Annotated in this window: 18 protein-coding genes; 8 read left to right on the forward strand and 10 right to left on the reverse strand. The window is 68.7% G+C overall.

The window, feature by feature from the left end; all coding sequences use genetic code 11:
* Positions 1 to 23: 23 nt before the first annotated feature.
* The 5 genes from sigM to FCN18_RS01675 all read left to right on the forward strand — a co-directional run bounded on the left by sigM (position 24) and on the right by FCN18_RS01675 (position 4,209).
* Positions 24 to 626 carry an RNA polymerase sigma factor SigM gene (gene sigM / locus FCN18_RS01655; protein WP_112265843.1) on the forward strand — a complete coding sequence of 201 codons (603 nt, stop codon included), beginning with the start codon at positions 24 to 26 and terminating at the stop codon, positions 624 to 626.
* Entirely contained in the window at positions 623 to 1,354 is a 732-nt protein-coding gene (locus FCN18_RS01660) for a hypothetical protein (RefSeq protein WP_137092903.1), read from the forward strand. Before sigM ends, FCN18_RS01660 begins: the two co-directional genes overlap by 4 nt.
* A 147-nt stretch (positions 1,355 to 1,501) precedes the next feature.
* Complete coding sequence (gene trxB / locus FCN18_RS01665) at positions 1,502 to 2,497, forward strand: thioredoxin-disulfide reductase (protein WP_112265847.1); 996 nt, start codon at positions 1,502 to 1,504, stop codon at positions 2,495 to 2,497.
* A complete protein-coding gene (gene trxA, locus FCN18_RS01670; protein WP_407675763.1) occupies positions 2,469 to 2,849 on the forward strand; it encodes a thioredoxin in 381 nt (126 codons plus the stop codon). The genes trxB and trxA overlap by 29 nt, the downstream gene beginning before the upstream one ends.
* A 214-nt stretch (positions 2,850 to 3,063) precedes the next feature.
* Positions 3,064 to 4,209, forward strand: a complete 1,146-nt coding sequence (locus FCN18_RS01675; RefSeq protein ID WP_112265851.1) for an N-acetylmuramoyl-L-alanine amidase — start codon at positions 3,064 to 3,066, stop codon at positions 4,207 to 4,209.
* Between the two features lie 208 nt (positions 4,210 to 4,417).
* Here the strand turns inward: FCN18_RS01675 and FCN18_RS01680 are convergent, their stop codons facing one another.
* The gene (locus tag FCN18_RS01680; RefSeq protein WP_112265853.1) at positions 4,418 to 5,056 is read right to left on the reverse strand and encodes a GNAT family N-acetyltransferase; all 639 of its coding nucleotides are present in this window, start codon (positions 5,054 to 5,056) and stop codon (positions 4,418 to 4,420) included.
* Between the two features lie 172 nt (positions 5,057 to 5,228).
* On the opposite strand from FCN18_RS01680, the gene FCN18_RS01685 reads away from it, so the two are divergent.
* Together FCN18_RS01685 and FCN18_RS01690 are read left to right on the forward strand one after the other, a co-directional pair.
* On the forward strand, positions 5,229 to 6,560 hold the full coding sequence (locus FCN18_RS01685) for an aminotransferase-like domain-containing protein (protein WP_112265854.1): 1,332 nt from the start codon (positions 5,229 to 5,231) through the stop codon (positions 6,558 to 6,560).
* Between the two features lie 38 nt (positions 6,561 to 6,598).
* Positions 6,599 to 7,549 carry a D-alanine--D-alanine ligase family protein gene (locus FCN18_RS01690; RefSeq protein ID WP_137092905.1) on the forward strand — a complete coding sequence of 317 codons (951 nt, stop codon included), beginning with the start codon at positions 6,599 to 6,601 and terminating at the stop codon, positions 7,547 to 7,549.
* Positions 7,550 to 7,583: 34 nt separating this feature from the next.
* Here FCN18_RS01690 and FCN18_RS01695 read toward each other — a convergent pair whose 3' ends face one another.
* The 8 genes from FCN18_RS01695 to rpmH form a co-directional block, all read right to left on the reverse strand.
* The gene (locus FCN18_RS01695) at positions 7,584 to 8,588 is read right to left on the reverse strand and encodes a ParB/RepB/Spo0J family partition protein (protein ID WP_137092907.1); all 1,005 of its coding nucleotides are present in this window, start codon (positions 8,586 to 8,588) and stop codon (positions 7,584 to 7,586) included.
* Complete coding sequence (locus FCN18_RS01700) at positions 8,585 to 9,484, reverse strand: ParA family protein (RefSeq protein WP_112265860.1); 900 nt, start codon at positions 9,482 to 9,484, stop codon at positions 8,585 to 8,587. The genes FCN18_RS01695 and FCN18_RS01700 overlap by 4 nt, the downstream gene beginning before the upstream one ends.
* A 100-nt stretch (positions 9,485 to 9,584) precedes the next feature.
* Positions 9,585 to 10,298: a 16S rRNA (guanine(527)-N(7))-methyltransferase RsmG gene (gene rsmG, locus FCN18_RS01705; protein WP_137092909.1), complete on the reverse strand. Its 714-nt coding sequence runs from the start codon at positions 10,296 to 10,298 to the stop codon at positions 9,585 to 9,587.
* Positions 10,299 to 10,480: 182 nt separating this feature from the next.
* Positions 10,481 to 11,038: a Jag family protein gene (locus tag FCN18_RS01710; RefSeq protein ID WP_137092911.1), complete on the reverse strand. Its 558-nt coding sequence runs from the start codon at positions 11,036 to 11,038 to the stop codon at positions 10,481 to 10,483.
* 29 nt (positions 11,039 to 11,067) lie between these two features.
* Positions 11,068 to 12,159, reverse strand: a complete 1,092-nt coding sequence (gene yidC / locus FCN18_RS01715) for a membrane protein insertase YidC (RefSeq protein WP_112265866.1) — start codon at positions 12,157 to 12,159, stop codon at positions 11,068 to 11,070.
* A gap of 4 nt (positions 12,160 to 12,163) precedes the next feature.
* Positions 12,164 to 12,481, reverse strand: a complete 318-nt coding sequence (yidD, locus tag FCN18_RS01720) for a membrane protein insertion efficiency factor YidD (protein ID WP_112266733.1) — start codon at positions 12,479 to 12,481, stop codon at positions 12,164 to 12,166.
* An 11-nt stretch (positions 12,482 to 12,492) separates the two neighbouring features.
* Positions 12,493 to 12,861: a ribonuclease P protein component gene (rnpA, locus tag FCN18_RS01725; RefSeq protein WP_137092913.1), complete on the reverse strand. Its 369-nt coding sequence runs from the start codon at positions 12,859 to 12,861 to the stop codon at positions 12,493 to 12,495.
* A gap of 24 nt (positions 12,862 to 12,885) precedes the next feature.
* Positions 12,886 to 13,029: a 50S ribosomal protein L34 gene (rpmH, locus tag FCN18_RS01730; RefSeq protein WP_091806362.1), complete on the reverse strand. Its 144-nt coding sequence runs from the start codon at positions 13,027 to 13,029 to the stop codon at positions 12,886 to 12,888.
* A gap of 479 nt (positions 13,030 to 13,508) precedes the next feature.
* Here rpmH and dnaA point away from each other — a divergent pair, with 479 nt between their 5' ends.
* Entirely contained in the window at positions 13,509 to 15,161 is a 1,653-nt protein-coding gene (gene dnaA, locus FCN18_RS01735) for a chromosomal replication initiator protein DnaA (protein WP_112265870.1), read from the forward strand.
* On the opposite strand, the gene FCN18_RS01740 is transcribed toward dnaA, so the two are convergent.
* A complete protein-coding gene (locus FCN18_RS01740; RefSeq protein WP_137092915.1) occupies positions 15,139 to 16,053 on the reverse strand; it encodes a LysR substrate-binding domain-containing protein in 915 nt (304 codons plus the stop codon). The two genes, dnaA and FCN18_RS01740, sit on opposite strands and share 23 nt — an antisense overlap.
* Between the last annotated feature and the right edge of the window lie 68 nt (positions 16,054 to 16,121).

Consider the following 16,121-nt stretch of genomic DNA (forward strand, 5'->3'; position numbering starts at 1 on the left):
CCCGCCTTAGTAGTCTCTTCCGAGTGACCGCAGCAGCGCCCACTGATGCCGATCTCATCGCGGCACACGCAGCAGGAGACCCGCACGCGTTCAACGAGATAGTGCGGCGGCACCGGGATCGTATGTGGGCGGTCGCACTGCGCACGGTCCGTGATCCCGAGGAGGCCGCGGACGCCCTTCAGGAGGCATTCATCTCGGCGTTCCGCGCGGCGGCGAACTTCCGCGCCGAGTCGCAGGTGACCACCTGGCTGCACCGGATCGTCGTCAACGCGTGCCTCGACCGGGTGCGCAGACGTCAGGCGAGGCCCACGGTCCCGCTGCCGGAGCAGGGACACAACGAGCCCGCGGTGCCGCGCGACTCGATGGCCGACCGCGAGACCCGACTCGTGATCAAGGAGGCGCTCGACCAGCTCCCCGAAGAGCAGCGGGTACCGATCGTGCTGGTCGACGTGGAGGGCTACTCGGTGGCCGAGACCGCGAAGATGCTGGGTATCGCGGAGGGAACGGTCAAGAGCAGATGTGCGCGGGGGCGCGGCAAACTGGCGAAACTTCTCGGTCATCTGCGGAACCCCGAGCCGGAGGGTGACGTCCCAACTCACGAAAGCAAACACGGGGAGGGACGATGACAGACGAAACTAGGGGGTTGGGTGGGGCCGTCGGCCCCCCGTGGTCTGTCGACGTGCTCGCCGATCTGCATGCCGGCGTGCTTAGCGAAAGCGAAGCCGCCGAGCTGTGGCCGAGGGTGAACGCCGACCCCGAGGCGCGCACGATCATCGAGGCGCTCGACGCGACCAGCGCCGACCTCGCCGATCTCAGCGCAGCGCCGGTGCCGCCCATGCCCGCCGAGGTCGCCGCCAGAATCGACGCCGCCCTCGCGCAGGAACAGCAAGCCCGCGGTGGCTCGAACGTCGTCAGCATCGACGCGGCCCGCAAGCGCCGGAACCGCCGCGCCGGCTGGGGCGCCGGGTTCCTCGCCGCGGCGGCCGCCGTCGTCGCCGCGGTCGTGATCGTCGCCCCTGACGCGTCGCGGGAGGAGACCCCAGGAGTCGCCGCGCCCACGCCGGGCGTCGCGGTCGACAGCGGCCAGATCAACGCCGCCATCGGCAAGGTCGAGGGCGTCCGCGACTTCGGCCCGCTGGAGAACGAGCAGCGGCTCGACGCCTGCCTCGAGGCGAACGGAATCGACCCGGTCAAGCAGCCGGTCGGGATCACCCCGGGGACCATCGACGGCCGGGACGCCGTGTTCGTGCTCTACACCACGGGCGAGCTCGCCCAGTTCCGCCTCGTGGCGCTCGCGCCCGACTGCGGTCCGGCCAACCCGGGCCTGCTGAAGGACGAGATCATCGGCCGGTAGTACCCAGGACCTGCCAGAACGGGCCGCCCATTCCACGTGCCGGGAGGGGCGGCCCGTTTGGCAGCGGCCCACGTCACGTCGGGAACACCCGCACCTACGATCGTGTTGAGCCTGGTACGCAGGTTGTCGTCGAAGCGGAGGTCACGGGTGGCTGGAGAGGACGTTCGGAACCTGATCATCGTGGGGTCGGGTCCCGCTGGGTACACCGCTGCCGTCTACGCGGCACGCGCTCAGCTGGAGCCCCTGGTGTTCGAGGGTTCCCAGTTCGGCGGTGCGCTCATGACCACGACGGAGGTCGAGAACTACCCGGGGTTCCGGTCGGGTATCCAGGGCCCCGAGCTCATGGAGGAGATGCGCGAGCAGGCGAAGGTCTTCGGCGCTGATCTGCGGTCCGAGGACGTCGAGGAGCTGGAGCTCACCGGCGACGTGAAGTACGTGACCGCGAACGGCAAGCGGTACGCGGCTCGCGCCGTGATTCTCGCGATGGGCGCCGCGGCGCGGTATCTGGGGGTTCCCGGCGAGCAGGAGCTGCTCGGCCGCGGCGTGTCGTCGTGCGCGACGTGTGACGGCTTCTTCTTCCGCGAGCACGACATCGCGGTGGTCGGCGGCGGCGACTCGGCCATGGAGGAGGCGACCTTCCTCACCAAGTTCGCGCGCAGCGTCACCATCGTCCACCGGCGCGAGGAGTTCCGCGCCTCCAAGATCATGCTCGAGCGCGCCAAGGCGAACGAGAAGATCCGCTGGAAGCTGAACTCGCAGGTCACCGAGGTCGTCGGAGACGGGAAGGTGGCCGGGCTCAAGCTCAAGGACACCGTCACCGGCGAGGAGTCCGAGCTCGACGTGACCGGGTTCTTCGTCGCGATCGGGCACGACCCGCGCAGTGAGCTCGTGCGGGGGCAGGTCGACCTCGACGACGAGGGCTACGTGCTCACCAAGGGCCGCAGCTCCTACACCAACATCGACGGCGTGTTCGCCGCGGGCGACCTGGTGGACCACACCTACCGCCAGGCGATCACCGCGGCAGGCAGTGGCTGCACCGCCGCCATCGACGCAGAGCGCTGGCTGGCCGAGCACTCCGGGGTCAGCGAGGCTCACGAGGCAGCCGAACTCGTGGGTGGCGGCTACGCGACCCGGGCCAACTGACGTCAACCGAAAAGGACAGGGAGAGAACATGACCGACACCGTCAAGGTGACCGACGCCAGCTTCGCCGACGACGTGCTCACCAGCGACAAGCCCGTGCTCGTCGACTTCTGGGCGACCTGGTGCGGGCCGTGCAAGATGGTCGCGCCCGTGCTCGAGGAGATCGCCACCGAGCACAAGGACAAGCTCAGCATCGCCAAGCTCGACATCGACGAGAACCCGAACACGGCTCGGGACTACCAGGTCATGTCCATCCCGACGCTGATCCTCTTCCAGGGCGGCAAGCCGGTGAAGCAGATCGTCGGGGCCAAGCCGAAGGCAGCGCTGCTGTCCGACCTGGCCGACGTGCTCTGACACTTCTCGTCGCGACTCGCGGGACCCGGGCGGCGCGTCAGTTCGCGCACCCGGGTTCCCGTGTGTCCTGGATGCGCCACGCCGGAACGCACTCACCGGCCCTACGCGCTCACTGAGAGTTCACAAGGCACAATAGAGGCCCAGGGCCGCCGGGCCCTGATTCACATCGCACAGCATCGAGCGCACTTGGTGCCCAAGGAAGAGCGAGGAGTGCATGCGGGTACTCCGCCGCGGCGACACCGGACCGGAGGTCGCCGAGATCAGGTCCATGCTCAGCAGCCTGGACCTGCTCCCTCCCGGTGACGGGTCGCCCACCCATGCGGCCTTCGACACCGTCGTCGAGCAGGCCGTGCGCGCTTTCCAACAGCGCAGGGGCCTGATCACCGACGGCATCGTCGGTCCGGCGACGTACCGGGCGCTGCGGGGTTCGAGCTATCACCTCGGCAGCAGGCCGCTCGCCTACCTCGTCTCGTCGCCGGTGCACGGGGACGATGTCTTCGCGCTGCAGGAGCGGCTCACCGAGCTCGGCTACGACGCGGGCCGCCCCGACGGCGGCTTCGGCCCGCAGACCGAACGGGCGCTGCGGAACTTCCAGCGCGACTACGGGCTCACCGTGGACGGCATCTGCGGTCCGGCGACCGTGCGGGCGTTGCGGCAGCTGTCGCCGCGCGCGCGTGGTGGCCGGCCGGTGTTCCTGCGCGAACAGGAGCAGGTGCGCAGGGCGGGCCCGAGGCTGCGCGGCAAACGGATCGTCATCGATCCCGGCCACGGTGGGGCCGACCACGGCGTCGTCGTCGACGACATCCGCGAGTCCGACATCGCCTGGGATCTGGCTCGGCGGCTCGAAGGCCGCATGAAGGCCACCGGCATGGAGGCGCTGATCTCCCGTGGCCCCGCGCACAGCCCGTCCGAGCTGGAGCGCGCGCAGTTCGCCAACGACGCGGGCGCCGACCTCTTTCTCTCCCTGCACTGTGACGGCAACCGTTCCCCGTACGCGCAGGGTGTCGCGAGCTTCCATTTCGGAACCGGCAACGGCACCACGTCCACGGTGGGCGAGCTGCTGGCCGGCTACATCCAGCGCGAGCTGGCCGCGCGCACGGGCCTGCGCGACTGCCGCACGCACCCCAAGACGTGGGACATCTTCACCCGCACCCGCTGCCCCGCGGTCCGAGTCGAGATCGGCTACCTGACCAACCACGACGACCGGCGCAGGCTCTCCGATCCCGCGTTCCGCGACGTGGTGGCCGAGGGGATCCTGATCGCGGTGAAGCGGCTCTACCTGCTCGGTGAGAACGACCAGCCGACCGGCACGTTCACCTTCGCCGACGTCCTCGCCCACGAACTGGCGAAGGCGGAGTAACCCTTGCCATCGATGCAGTGAAGGCCACCTTCACTGCGTGGAACAGGCACAGCGGCGCACAGCGTCTCCGTTTGGGTGGTAGGGGAGCCGGGCGGGCGCAGGCATGGTGGCCTTCACTGCATTCAGGAGTCCACGGCGGCACCGCGCATGTGCACAAGTCCCCCTGGGTGTGGATAAGTGGCCTAGTTGTGCACAGAACTGTGGACAACTAGGCGCGTGTGGTGCTCGGCGTGGCCGTGGTGACGGTGACCTGACCGAGCAGCTTCTCCAGCGCGGCCTCGACGTCTTCCTTCCACGAGATCGCCGAGCGCAGCTCGAGACGCAGCCTCGGCCACCGCGGGTGGGGACGCACGGTCTTGAAGCCGACGCTCTGCAGGAACGCGGCAGGCACCACGCACGCGTGCTCCTCGGTGCCCGCTTCGGGGTCGGCGTCACCGAACGCCTCAATCGCCCGCACACCGCGTCGCGTGAGGTCCTTGGCCACCGACTGCACGAGGACCCGTCCGAGGCCGCCACCGCGGAACTCAGGGGCGACGTGGAAGGCCGTGAGCAGCACGGCGTCCGGGCTCGCCGGGGAGGTAGGGAACGCGTTGGCCCTCGGCACGGCGCTCGGCGGCGCGTAGAGCACGAAGCCGACGGGGAGGTCGCCGCTGTGGATGATCCGGCCGCAGGAACCCCATTCGAGCAGCACGCCCGACACCCAGGCTTCCTTCTCGACCTCGGTCTCCCCGAACTCTTCGGCCTGCTCCTTGAGGTGCGGGGCCAGCTCCCAGTAGACGCACCGGCGGCAGTGCAAAGGCAACTGCTCCAGGTTGTCCAGCGTGACGCCCACGACACGTCGCGACACCAAACCTCCCCGGGATGTGCGTCTGTCGAAAGCAGTGCAAAGCATATGCCGATGTGACACAGGGCAGAAACCCGGGAGGGCCCGAACCCCGTGACGTTACACTCGTTGAGATCTACCTGCAGGTAGATCGCCCCAACTGCCGAGCGCTCTTCGAAGCAGACGGAAGTATGCCATGACTGCCTCCCAGCCACCGGAGCACAGACCGGGGTCCGAGCCGGGCCGCCACAACCTCGATCCGCACCTCGACCGTTACGCCGCGCGCACCGCGGGCATGACGGCGTCGGAGATCCGAGCGTTGTTCGCGGTGGCCAGCAGGCCCGAGGTCGTGTCGCTGGCCGGCGGGATGCCGAACCTCGCCGCGCTGCCGCTGGAGTCGCTGTCCGGGCAGATGGCCGAGCTCATCACCGAGGAGGGCCTGGTCGCCCTGCAGTACGGCTCCGCGCACGGCGTGCCCACGCTGCGGGAGCAGATCTGCGAGGTCATGGCCATGGAGGGCATCACCGGCCACCCCGACGACATCGTCGTCACGGTGGGCTCGCAGATGGGCCTGGACATGGTGACCCGCCTCTTCTGCGACCCCGGCGACGTCGTGCTCGCCGAGGGGCCTTCCTACGTCGGCGCGCTCGGGTCGTTCGCGGCCTACCAGGCGCAGGTCGTGCACGTCGAGATGGACGACAACGGCCTGGTGCCGGACACGTTGCGCGCCGCGTTGGCCACCGCCAAGCGGGAGGGCAAGCGCGTCAAGTTCCTCTACACGATCCCCAACTTCCACAACCCCGCCGGCGTGACGCTGGCCGTCGAGCGCAGGGCGGAGATCCTGGAGATCTGCGCCGAGCACGACGTGCTCGTGGTTGAGGACAACCCGTACGGGCTGCTCGCCTTCGACGGGCAGACCTACCCGGCGCTGCGGTCGATGGATCCCGACAACGTCGTGTACCTGGGCTCGTTCTCGAAGACGTTCGCCTCCGGCCTGCGCGTCGGCTGGGTGCTCGCGCCGCATGCGGTCCGCGAGAAGCTCGTGCTGGCCGCTGAGTCGGCGACCCTGTGCCCGCCGACGTTGAACCAGCTGGTGGTGTCGCGCTACCTCGCGACCCACGACTGGAAGGGCCAGATCAAGACCTTCCGCGAGAACTACCGGGAGCGCCGTGACGCGATGCTGTCGGCGTTGGAGCAGCACATGCCTCCCGGATGCACGTGGACGCAGCCGGACGGCGGCTTCTACGTGTGGGTGACGGTGCCCGAGGGCGTCGACACCAAGGCGATGTTGCCGCGCGCGGTCACGGCGCGCGTCGCGTACGCGTCGGGCACTGGTTTCTACGCCGACGGCTTCGGCAGCAGGCAGATGCGCCTGTCGTACTGCTACCCCACGCCAGAGCGGATCCGCGAGGGCGTGCGCAGGCTCGCCGGTGTGCTCGAGTCCGAAATGGAGCTGGCCCGCACGTTCGGTAGCGTCACCACGCGCGCCGTGTCGGGGCCGCAGTTCCCCGGGCCGGACACGGTCTGAGCACCAGTTTTTCACCTGATCAGTTGAGGAGTTCCTGGGTGGCCGAGCCTACTGTCGCCGTGCTCGCGGGCGGTCTTTCACACGAGCGGGACGTCTCGTTGCGCTCCGGTCGCCGCCTGTCGGTCGCTCTGCGTGAGCAAGGTCTGTCGGTCGACGAGTGGGACACCGACGCCAGTCTCGTGGCTCGGCTCCGGGACGAGCGGCCCGACGCCGCGGTCGTGGCACTGCACGGGGGAGAGGGCGAGAACGGCTCCATCCAGACCGTGCTGGAGATGCTGGGCGTGCCGTTCGTCGGCACCAGTTCGTGGGCGTGCCGTCGCGCGTTCGACAAGCCGATCGCGAAGGCGCTCGTCGCCCAGTCCGACTTCACCACGCCCGAGTGGGTCGTGCTGCCGCACAGCACCTTCCGCGAACTCGGCGCGCAGGCGGTGCTGGACGCCATGGTGGAGCGGCTCGGGTTGCCGCTGATCCTCAAGCCGGACCAGGGCGGCTCGGCGCTCGGCACGCAGGTCGTGCGCGACGCGGCGGAGCTGCCCGCCGCCATGGTCGGCTGCTTCGCCTATGGCGACACGGTGCTCGCGGAGCGGTTCATCAACGGCGTCGAAGTGGCGGTCACCGTCGTCGAACGCGACGGCGGCCCACAGGCGCTGCCTGCCGTCGAGATCGTTCCGGAGAGCGGCGTGTACGACTACACAGCCCGCTACACCGCCGGGCTCACCGACTTCTTCTCGCCTGCGCGGCTGACCCCGGAGACCGAGAAGGCGGTCGGCGAGCTGGCGGTGGGTGCGCACCGGTTGCTCGGGTTGCGGGACATCTCCCGGACCGACGCCGTGGTGGCCGCCGACGGCACCGTCCACTTCCTCGAGGTGAACCTGTCACCGGGGCTGACCGAGACCTCCACCGTTCCGATGGCGATGGAGGCGGCCGGCACGTCCCTCGGGGCGGTTTTCGCCGATCTCGTGTCCCGCGCCGTTCAGCGCGGGAGCTGACGAGAAATCATCACCGTGACGAAATGACCCGGTGTCACGGGTTGCCGGTTTCACGTGTCTGATTTGACCGGTTTGGGTCCATGAGGGCAACGATCCGCTCGAGATCGTCCACCGACCCGAACTCGACGACGATGCGTCCCTTTCGCCGCCCGAGGTCGACCTTCACGCGGGTATCGAACGTGTCGGACAAGCGCTCGGCCAGATCCTGCAAACCAGGAGCCTGCATCGGCTTGCGTGCGGGCGCCTTCTCCTTCTTCTTGGCCGCACCCTTGGAGAGGGTCACCGCCTCCTCGGTGGCCCGGACCGACAGGCCCTCAGCGACGATGCGTGCCGCCAGCTCCTCCTGACCGTCGGGGTCCTCCAGCGACAGCAGCGCGCGGGCGTGGCCCGCCGACAGCACCCCGGCCGCCACGCGACGCTGGACGGGGAGGGGGAGCCGCAGCAGCCGGATCGTGTTGGTGATGACGGGCCGGCTGCGGCCGATGCGCGACGCGAGCTCCTCGTGCGTCACCTCGAACTCGTCGAGCAGCTGCTGGTATGCCGCCGCCTCTTCGAGCGGGTTGAGCTGGACGCGGTGGATGTTCTCCAGCAGCGCGTCGCGCAGCATCGCCTCGTCGGCGGTCTGCCGCACGATCGCCGGGATGACCTCCAGCCCTGCCTGCTGGGACGCGCGCAGGCGGCGCTCGCCCATGACGAGCTCGTACTCGTCACCGGGCAGTTGGCGCACGACGATCGGCTGCATGAGGCCGAACTCGCGGATCGAGTGCTCCAGCTCCGCGAGCGCCTCCTCGTCGAAGACCTGACGAGGCTGCTTCGGGTTGGCCTTGATCGCCTCGACAGGCACCTCACGGTAAACCGCGCCGGCGACCTCGCCGCCGACCGGCTTGACCGAGCCGTTCGCCGCGAACCAGCCCTTGTCGCCGTCAGCGGCAACCGGCTCGGCCGGCATCTCGGCGGTGGCCGCTCCTTCCGAGCTGACCGGCCCGGTCGGAATCAGGGCCGCCAGGCCACGGCCGAGCCCACCCCTGCGCTCGCTCATCTCTGCTCCCTCACTCCACGCTCGGCGACTTCCCGTGCAGCGTCCAGATAGCTCATCGCGCCCCGAGAGCCGGGGTCGTAAGCCAGCACCGTCTGCCCGTACCCGGGGGCCTCGGAGACCTTCACGCTGCGCGGGATGATCGTCTTGAGTACGACGTCACCGAAGTGATTCCGGACCTCCTGGGTCACCTGGTCCGCGAGCTTGGTGCGGCCGTCGTACATCGTCAGCAGAATGGTCGACACCTTGAGCGCTGGATTGAGGTGCTGCTGGACGAGCTCGATGTTGCTGAGGAGCTGGCCGAGCCCCTCCAGTGCGTAGTACTCGCACTGGATCGGGATCAGCACCTCGTGCGCCGCGCTCAGTGCGTTCACCGTGAGGAGCCCGAGCGAGGGCGGGCAGTCGATGAAGACGTAGTCGATGCCGAGCTCGTCGAGCGCTTCGCTCGTGAGGGCTTCCTTGAGGCGAGACTCCCTCGACGCCATCGACACGAGTTCGATCTCGGCACCGGCCAGGTCGATGGTCGCGGGCACGCAGAAGAGGTTGGGGGACTGCTGGCTGACCTGTGTCGCGTCGGCCAGGGAAACCTCGCCGATGAGCATCTCGTACACGGACGGCGTGCCGGACCGGTGGTCAACGTCGAGCGCCGTGCTCGCGTTCCCCTGCGGGTCCAGATCGATGACGAGCGTCTTCACGCCGTGCAGCGCGAGCCCGGCGGCGAGGTTCACCGTACTGGTGGTCTTGCCGACGCCGCCCTTCTGGTTGGCGACGGTGAGTACACGGCGCCGCGTGGGCCGGGGCATGAAGTTCGCGTCCGGATGCAGCACCTTGGCGGCACGCTCGGCCTCCTCGGCGATGGGTGTCCAGCCGCCGGTACTCGTCTCGCGAGGCGGGTTCACCGGGCGCCACCCCTTCCGAGGTTCATGTGCTCGCCGGTGCACCGTTTCACGTGGAACATTCGCCGCTCCGTACTGATCGTCATTCGCTCGGCCAATCCTTTCATCTCGACCGCGCTCCGGAGCGCCGCCGCGATCGTTCCGGCTTTCGCTGCTCCACGCGTTCGATCACCACCACCGTGCTCGGCGTCTCCAGCACGCCGGCACCACACTCCGCCAGCCTCGGCTCCCCGCCGCCCGCCTTGCGAACCGCCGCGCGATCGCGCTCGATCTCGTCCGCCGCACTCGCACCTTTGAGAGCAACGAGCGTGCCCGACGAACGCACCAGGGGGAGACACCACGACGCGAGGCGAGCCAAGGGCGCCACCGCGCGTGCGGTCACCACATCAGCAAGACCCAGCTGCTGCCGAATCGCCTTCTCCTCCGCGCGCCCGCGCACGATGGTGATAGGGAGCCCCAGCGTCTCCACCACCTCCGACAGCCACTCGACGCGGCGTGCCATCGGCTCCAGCAAGACGATATCGAGATCCGGTCGCGCGACCGCGAGCGGTACACCCGGGAGCCCGGCACCCGAACCGACATCGACGACGCGGACACCGCGAGGGATGTGCTCGCCGATCACCGCGGAGTTCAGGACGTGTCGTTCCCAAAGCCGATCGATCTCGCGTGGGCCGATCAGGCCGCGCTCGACGCCGTGCTCCGCGAGGAGCTCCACGAAGTGCTCCGCCTGCTCGACCTGATCGCCGAACACGGCAGCAGCCGCTGCCGGGGTGGTGGTGGACTCGAACCCGCCCAGACCCACAGACTCACTCCTCATCGGGGGATCGCCGTTTCACGTGAAACCGGCCGCTACCGATTGTCCCTGATGCGCTTCTGGATTCGACGCGACAGTCCGAAGTTGTGCAGAACTCCACCGACCGACTCCCGGTTTCACGTGAAACGCGAGCACAAAAAAGCGGCCCGCCGGTTGTCCGACGGGCCGCTTCGCTCAGTGCGTGACTATGCGGGGAGTACGACCACGCGCCGCTTCGGCTCCTCACCCTCACTCTCGCTCGTGACACCCTCGACGGCAGCGACCGCGTCGTGGACGACCTTGCGCTCGAACGGGCTCATCGGCTGCAGCCGCACCTTCTCCCCGGACTGCGCGACGGACTCGGCCGTCGACCGACCGAGCTCGCGCAGTTCCTCCCGCCGGCCCGCCCGCCAGCCGGCGATGTCGAGCATGAGCCTGCTGCGGGTACCGGTCTCCTGCTGCACCGCGAGGCGCGTCAGCTCCTGCAGTGCTTCCAGCACGTTGCCCCTCGGACCGACGAGCTTGTCCAGGTCCTCGCCACCATCGATGCTGACGATCGCGCGCCCGGCTTCCACATCCAAGTCGATGTCGCCGTCGTAGTCGAGGATGTCGAGCAGGCGCTCCAGGTAGTCACCCGCGATGTCGCCCTCCTGGACCAGCAGGTCGTCGTCGCTACCCGCGTCCGTCTCCTCGGCCTCGCCCTCGACCGTCGCCGGCACTGCCTCGTCCTGTTCGGTGCCGATCACCTCGGCTGTCTCCGACATGTCTTTTCTCCTCTCCCGTCCCTGAGGCGTCAGCGCCGCTTACGGCCTTGGGCCTTCTTGCCCTGGGTGGCGGACCGCTGTTGGTTCCCGCCGTTCTTCGCCCAGGCGCCGCCCTTGACGTTGCTGGGGTTGCCGCTCTTCGGGGACTTGCCGTTCTTGGGGGTGCCGTTCTTGGCGGCGCCGGCGCTCTTCGCGGAGCCGGTGCCGCCCTCGCTCTCCGAGTCGGCGGCCTTCTTCTGCTGCTGGGCAGGCTTCGGCTTCTGGCCGACCTGGGGCTTCTGGCCCGGCTTCGGGCCGAGGTTGCTGCGCTTCTCCTTGGCCTCGACCTTCTTCGCCTCTTCTTCCTTGTCGATCTTCGTGTAGACGAGGCGCTGCTGCATGAGGGTCCAGCAGTTGTTGGCGAGCCAGTAGATGAGCAGACCGATCGGGAAGAAGGCACCGAAGATGAGCACACCGGCCGGGAAGATCCACAGCGTCAGGCGGTTCATCATCGCGGTCTGCGCGGTCGCCGAGGCCGGGTTCTGGCGGGCCACGGAGTGGCGGGCCGTGAAGTGGGTCGCGACGCTCGCGACGATCATCAGCGGGATCGCCACGGGGGCCACGTGCCAGTGCCAGCCGGGCTCCGCCGCGGCCGCGCCGCCCCCGAGGGCGCTGACGTGGTTGATGGCGTCACCGAGGTTGACCCCGAAGAGCTTCGCGTCGACGTAGGAGCGCACGCCCTCGGCGTCGAAGAAGTAGTTGCTCTCCTTGCCCGGGGCGAACATGCGGAGCACATGGTTCAGACCGATGAAGACCGGGATCTGGAGCAGCATCGGCAGACAGCTGCCGAGCGGGTTGACGCCGTGCTCGCGCTGGAGCTTCTGCATCTCCATCGCTTGCCGCTGGCGGTCGTTCGCGTACTTCTTCTGGATCTTCTTGATCTCCGGCGCGAAGTCCTGCATCTTCTTCATCGACCGGACCTGTTTCACGAACGGCTTGAACATGATGCCGCGGACCGTGAACGTCAGGAACACGATGCCGAGGACCCAGGCAATCGCGTTGTCGTCGCCGAAGACGAAGCCGAACACCTTGTGCCAGCACCACAAGATGAACGACACAGGGTAGTAGATAAAGTCGAGCACTGAGCTACTCCTCGGTAGACATACCAGGGCTTTGGTGCCTGAAGCTGAACTTCTCCGGCACGGGGTCTCGTCCCGGCGGGGTCCACGGACCGCATCGCAACAGCCGGCGGACCGCGAGGTAGGAGCCGCGAGCGGCTCCGTGCCGGGTCAGCGCCTCGGCCGCGTACGTGCTGCAGCTCGGGTAGAACCGGCACATCGGGGGAAGGAACGGGGAGATGGCCTTGCGGTAGAACCTGATCGGCAGCAGCAGCACCCAGGCCACCGGCGTCGGACGCGCCCGCCTGGTGGGCTGCTGGGTCTCGGCCGTCTCAGTGCCGGCCACTTGCTCTGTACTCACACCGCTGGTCCATTGTCGTGGCGGGCGGAAGGCGACAGGCTCAACCGTCGCAGCGCCGCGTCGAGATCCGAGCCGAGCTCCGCACTGGTCGCGGTGGCAGCGGCAGGTAATGCCCGAACAACCAACGCACTACCGGCCGGCAAGGTTCCAAGCCGGTCGGCCAGCAGGTGCCTCAGGCGCCTGCTCACTCGGTGGCGCACAACCGAGTTGCCCACCGCCTTGCTCACGACCAAGCCCGCCTTGCTCTGCCCGCCGCTTCCGGCGAGCGCGTGCAGCACAAGGCGGCGGCGCCCGGCTCGGGCGCCGCCGCGCATGACCGCACGGAATTCCTCACTCCGCCGCAGGCGAGCGTTGACCGGAAGCACGCCGCGCCTCGCAGGCAGACGGGATCAGGCGGAAAGTTGCTGACGGCCCTTGCGCCGGCGGGCGGCCAGAATGGCGCGGCCTGCGCGGGTACGCATCCGCAGCCGGAACCCGTGGGTCCGAGCGCGTCGGCGGTTGTTCGGCTGGAAGGTGCGCTTGCCCTTGCTCACGGCTCAGTTCTCCTGGTCTCAACGTCTACTCGTATTGTCTGACAGCCGACGGAACGTGGGCAGGCAGAATAAGGCCCGCTGTCAGCGGCAGACCTTACGAGGGTACGCACCCTGTCCGGTGACACTGGAACCGGCCCCTTGAGTAACGCTGTGTCGCTGCCGACAGTATCGATCATCGCCACGCTCCAGCACCGAATGGCAACACGCCGTACACCATGAAATCCTTGCCCGGAACGACGTCTTGTGGCAATCACCGGGTCTTGTTAGCGTGCCCCTTCTCAGTGTCAACGAGGGGCGCACTCACGCCGCCGAAAGGTGGGAGACTTCGGCAGGCGTACCTTGATCCCGCGGGAGGGAGTGCCCGCGGGCCGCCGTACATTGATGCACAGTTGTGGACAACTTTGTGGATACCTGCTGCGCGGGTGGCCACATCGACCTGCTATGTGGGGCCAAGGTCGAGGGGAGGGGAGCGGAGCAGGGTGTCTGAGCACCAGCTGAACCTGGCTGTCGTCTGGGAGCAGGTCGTCAGGGAGCTCTCCGACGGCACGCTGTCCCCCCAGCAACGTGCGTGGATGCGGGTGACCCGGCCCATCGGCCTCCTCGACGGCACCGCGCTGCTCGCCGCGCCGAGTGACTTCGCGAAGGAAGCCATCGAGCGCGCGCTGCGCGAACCGATCACCACGGCGCTCTCCCGCAGGCTCGGCCGCGAGGTCTCCCTCGCCGTCAAGGTCGACACCACAGACAGCGCTCCCGCCCCGGCCACACCCCCTCGGTACGCGAACTCACCCGGCAGGGTGGAAACCGGCAACGGGATCCGCTCCGACGGTCCACCGCTGCCACCGCCAGAGGACACGATCACCGTGCCCGCCGCCGTGCGCCACACCCGCGCCGACGGCGGCGAGCGGCCGGTGGGCCAGCGGCCGCCGATGCCCTCGATGCCAGTCGCGAAGAACGTGCCGGACCAGGTCGACGACGGCGAGGAAGAGGTGGACGAGGAAGGCGAGGCGCTCGCCGCCGTCCACGAGATCTGGCCCACCTTCTCGGGGCAGCCGATCGCGGGCCAGCCCTACACGGCGCCCGCCCAGCCGCAGACCTCCAAGACCCGGCTGAACGAGAAGTACACCTTCGACACGTTCGTCATCGGTGCGTCCAACCGCTTCGCGCACGCCGCCGCTGTCGCGGTCGCCGAGGCGCCGTCGCGCGCGTACAACCCGCTCTTCATCTGGGGAGAGTCGGGGCTGGGCAAGACCCACCTGCTGCACGCCGTCGGCCACTACGCCCAGCGGCTCTTCCCCGGCATGCGCGTGCGGTACGTGTCCACCGAGGAGTTCACCAACGACTTCATCAACTCGCTGCGCGACGACCGCAAGGTCGCGTTCCAGCGGCGTTACCGCGACATCGACATCCTGCTCGTCGACGACATCCAGTTCCTGGAAGGCAAGGAAGGGACCCAGGAGGAGTTCTTCCACACCTTCAACACACTGCACAACGCGAACAAGCAGATCGTCGTGTCCTCCGACCGTCCGCCGAAGCGGCTGGAGACACTGGAGGACCGCCTGCGCACGCGGTTCGAGTGGGGACTGATCACCGACATCCAGCCGCCCGAGCTGGAGACCCGTATCGCGATCCTCCGCAAGAAGGCGGCACAGGACCGGCTCGCCGTGCCCGGTGACGTGCTCGAGTTCATCGCGGCGCGCATCGAGGCCAACATCCGCGAGCTCGAGGGCGCGCTCATTCGCGTCACCGCGTTCGCCTCGCTGAACCAGCAGCCGGTGGACGTCGGCCTCGCCGAGATCGTGCTGCGCGACCTGATCCCGGACTCACAGGCGCCCGAGATCAGCGCGCCGACGATCATGGGGGTCACGGCGGAGTTCTTCGACGTCACGCTCGACGACCTGTGCGGGCCCGGCAAGACCAAGGCGCTGGCGACCGCGAGGCAGATCGCGATGTACCTGTGCCGCGAGCTCACCGACATGTCGCTGCCGCGCATCGGGCAGACCTTCGGTGGTCGAGACCACACCACGGTGATGCACGCCGACAAGAAGATCCGCAAGGAGATGGCGGAACGGCGCCGGATCTACGACCAGGTGCAGGAGCTGACCTCGCGCATCAAGCAGCGAGCACGTCAGTAGCCACCTCGCGCAGCACCGCCAGCCCGGCGGCGATCGCGGGCGAGGTCTCGCTACCCTTGCGCACACACGTGCTGAACCGGCGCGCCGGCCTCGGTTCGCCGTGGAGAGGGATCCGCACCACTCCGTGCGCCTCCGGGATGGGAACGAGTCTCGGCAGCAGGCACACGCCCGCACCCTCGGCGACGAGTGCCGAGACCGCGAACCACTCCTTGACGTGGTGGGAAATCCGGGGCGTGAAGCCGGCGGTCGCGCAGGCGGTGACGAGCAAGGGGTAGGTGTCGTTGTTGTACGGCTTCACGATCCACGCCTCGCCCGCCGCGTTGGCGAGTGACACACTGTCCACTTCGGTCAGCGGGTGCCCTGCGGGCACGAGCAGGTCCTGAACGTCGTCGAGCAGCGGCTCCCGTTCGAAGCGCGGGTCTCCCTCCGGCGGCGAGTCGGAGGTCGGCAGCACCACGGCGATGTCGGCCTGCTCGGCGACGACCAGTTCGTAGCAGTCGCCGCTCTCCTCCTCCCTGATGTGCACGTCGAGCTTCGGAAACGCCTGGCGCAGCCGGGAAAGCGCGGGCGTGGCGAGCGCGGCGATCGCCGAGGACACCGCGCACAGCCGTAGCTCGCCCATCGGCTCGCCGCCGCGCGCGGCCAGGTCGGCCCGCGCGCGTTCCCAGTGCGCGTACAGCTCTTCGGTGTACCGCAGCAGGATCTGCGCCTCCGGCGTGAGCCGCACGCGCCTGCCCTCGCGGCGAAGCAGCTCCACCCCGAGGTCTCGACTGAGGTGCCGCAGCTGTTGCGACACCGCCGACGGCGTGAGGTACAGCGCCGCGGCCGTCGCGGTGATCGTTCCCTCGTCCGCGAGCACCCGCAGCACGCGCAGCCGCCGCAGGTCAATCATGTAGTCGAGGCTAAACGAATTCGCACACGAAGATGAGATGGACGCCGTTGTCAGCGCGGCCGGACACT

It is taken from the genome of Prauserella endophytica, assembly GCF_005146945.1.
Classification (GTDB): domain Bacteria; phylum Actinomycetota; class Actinomycetes; order Mycobacteriales; family Pseudonocardiaceae; genus Prauserella_A; species Prauserella_A endophytica.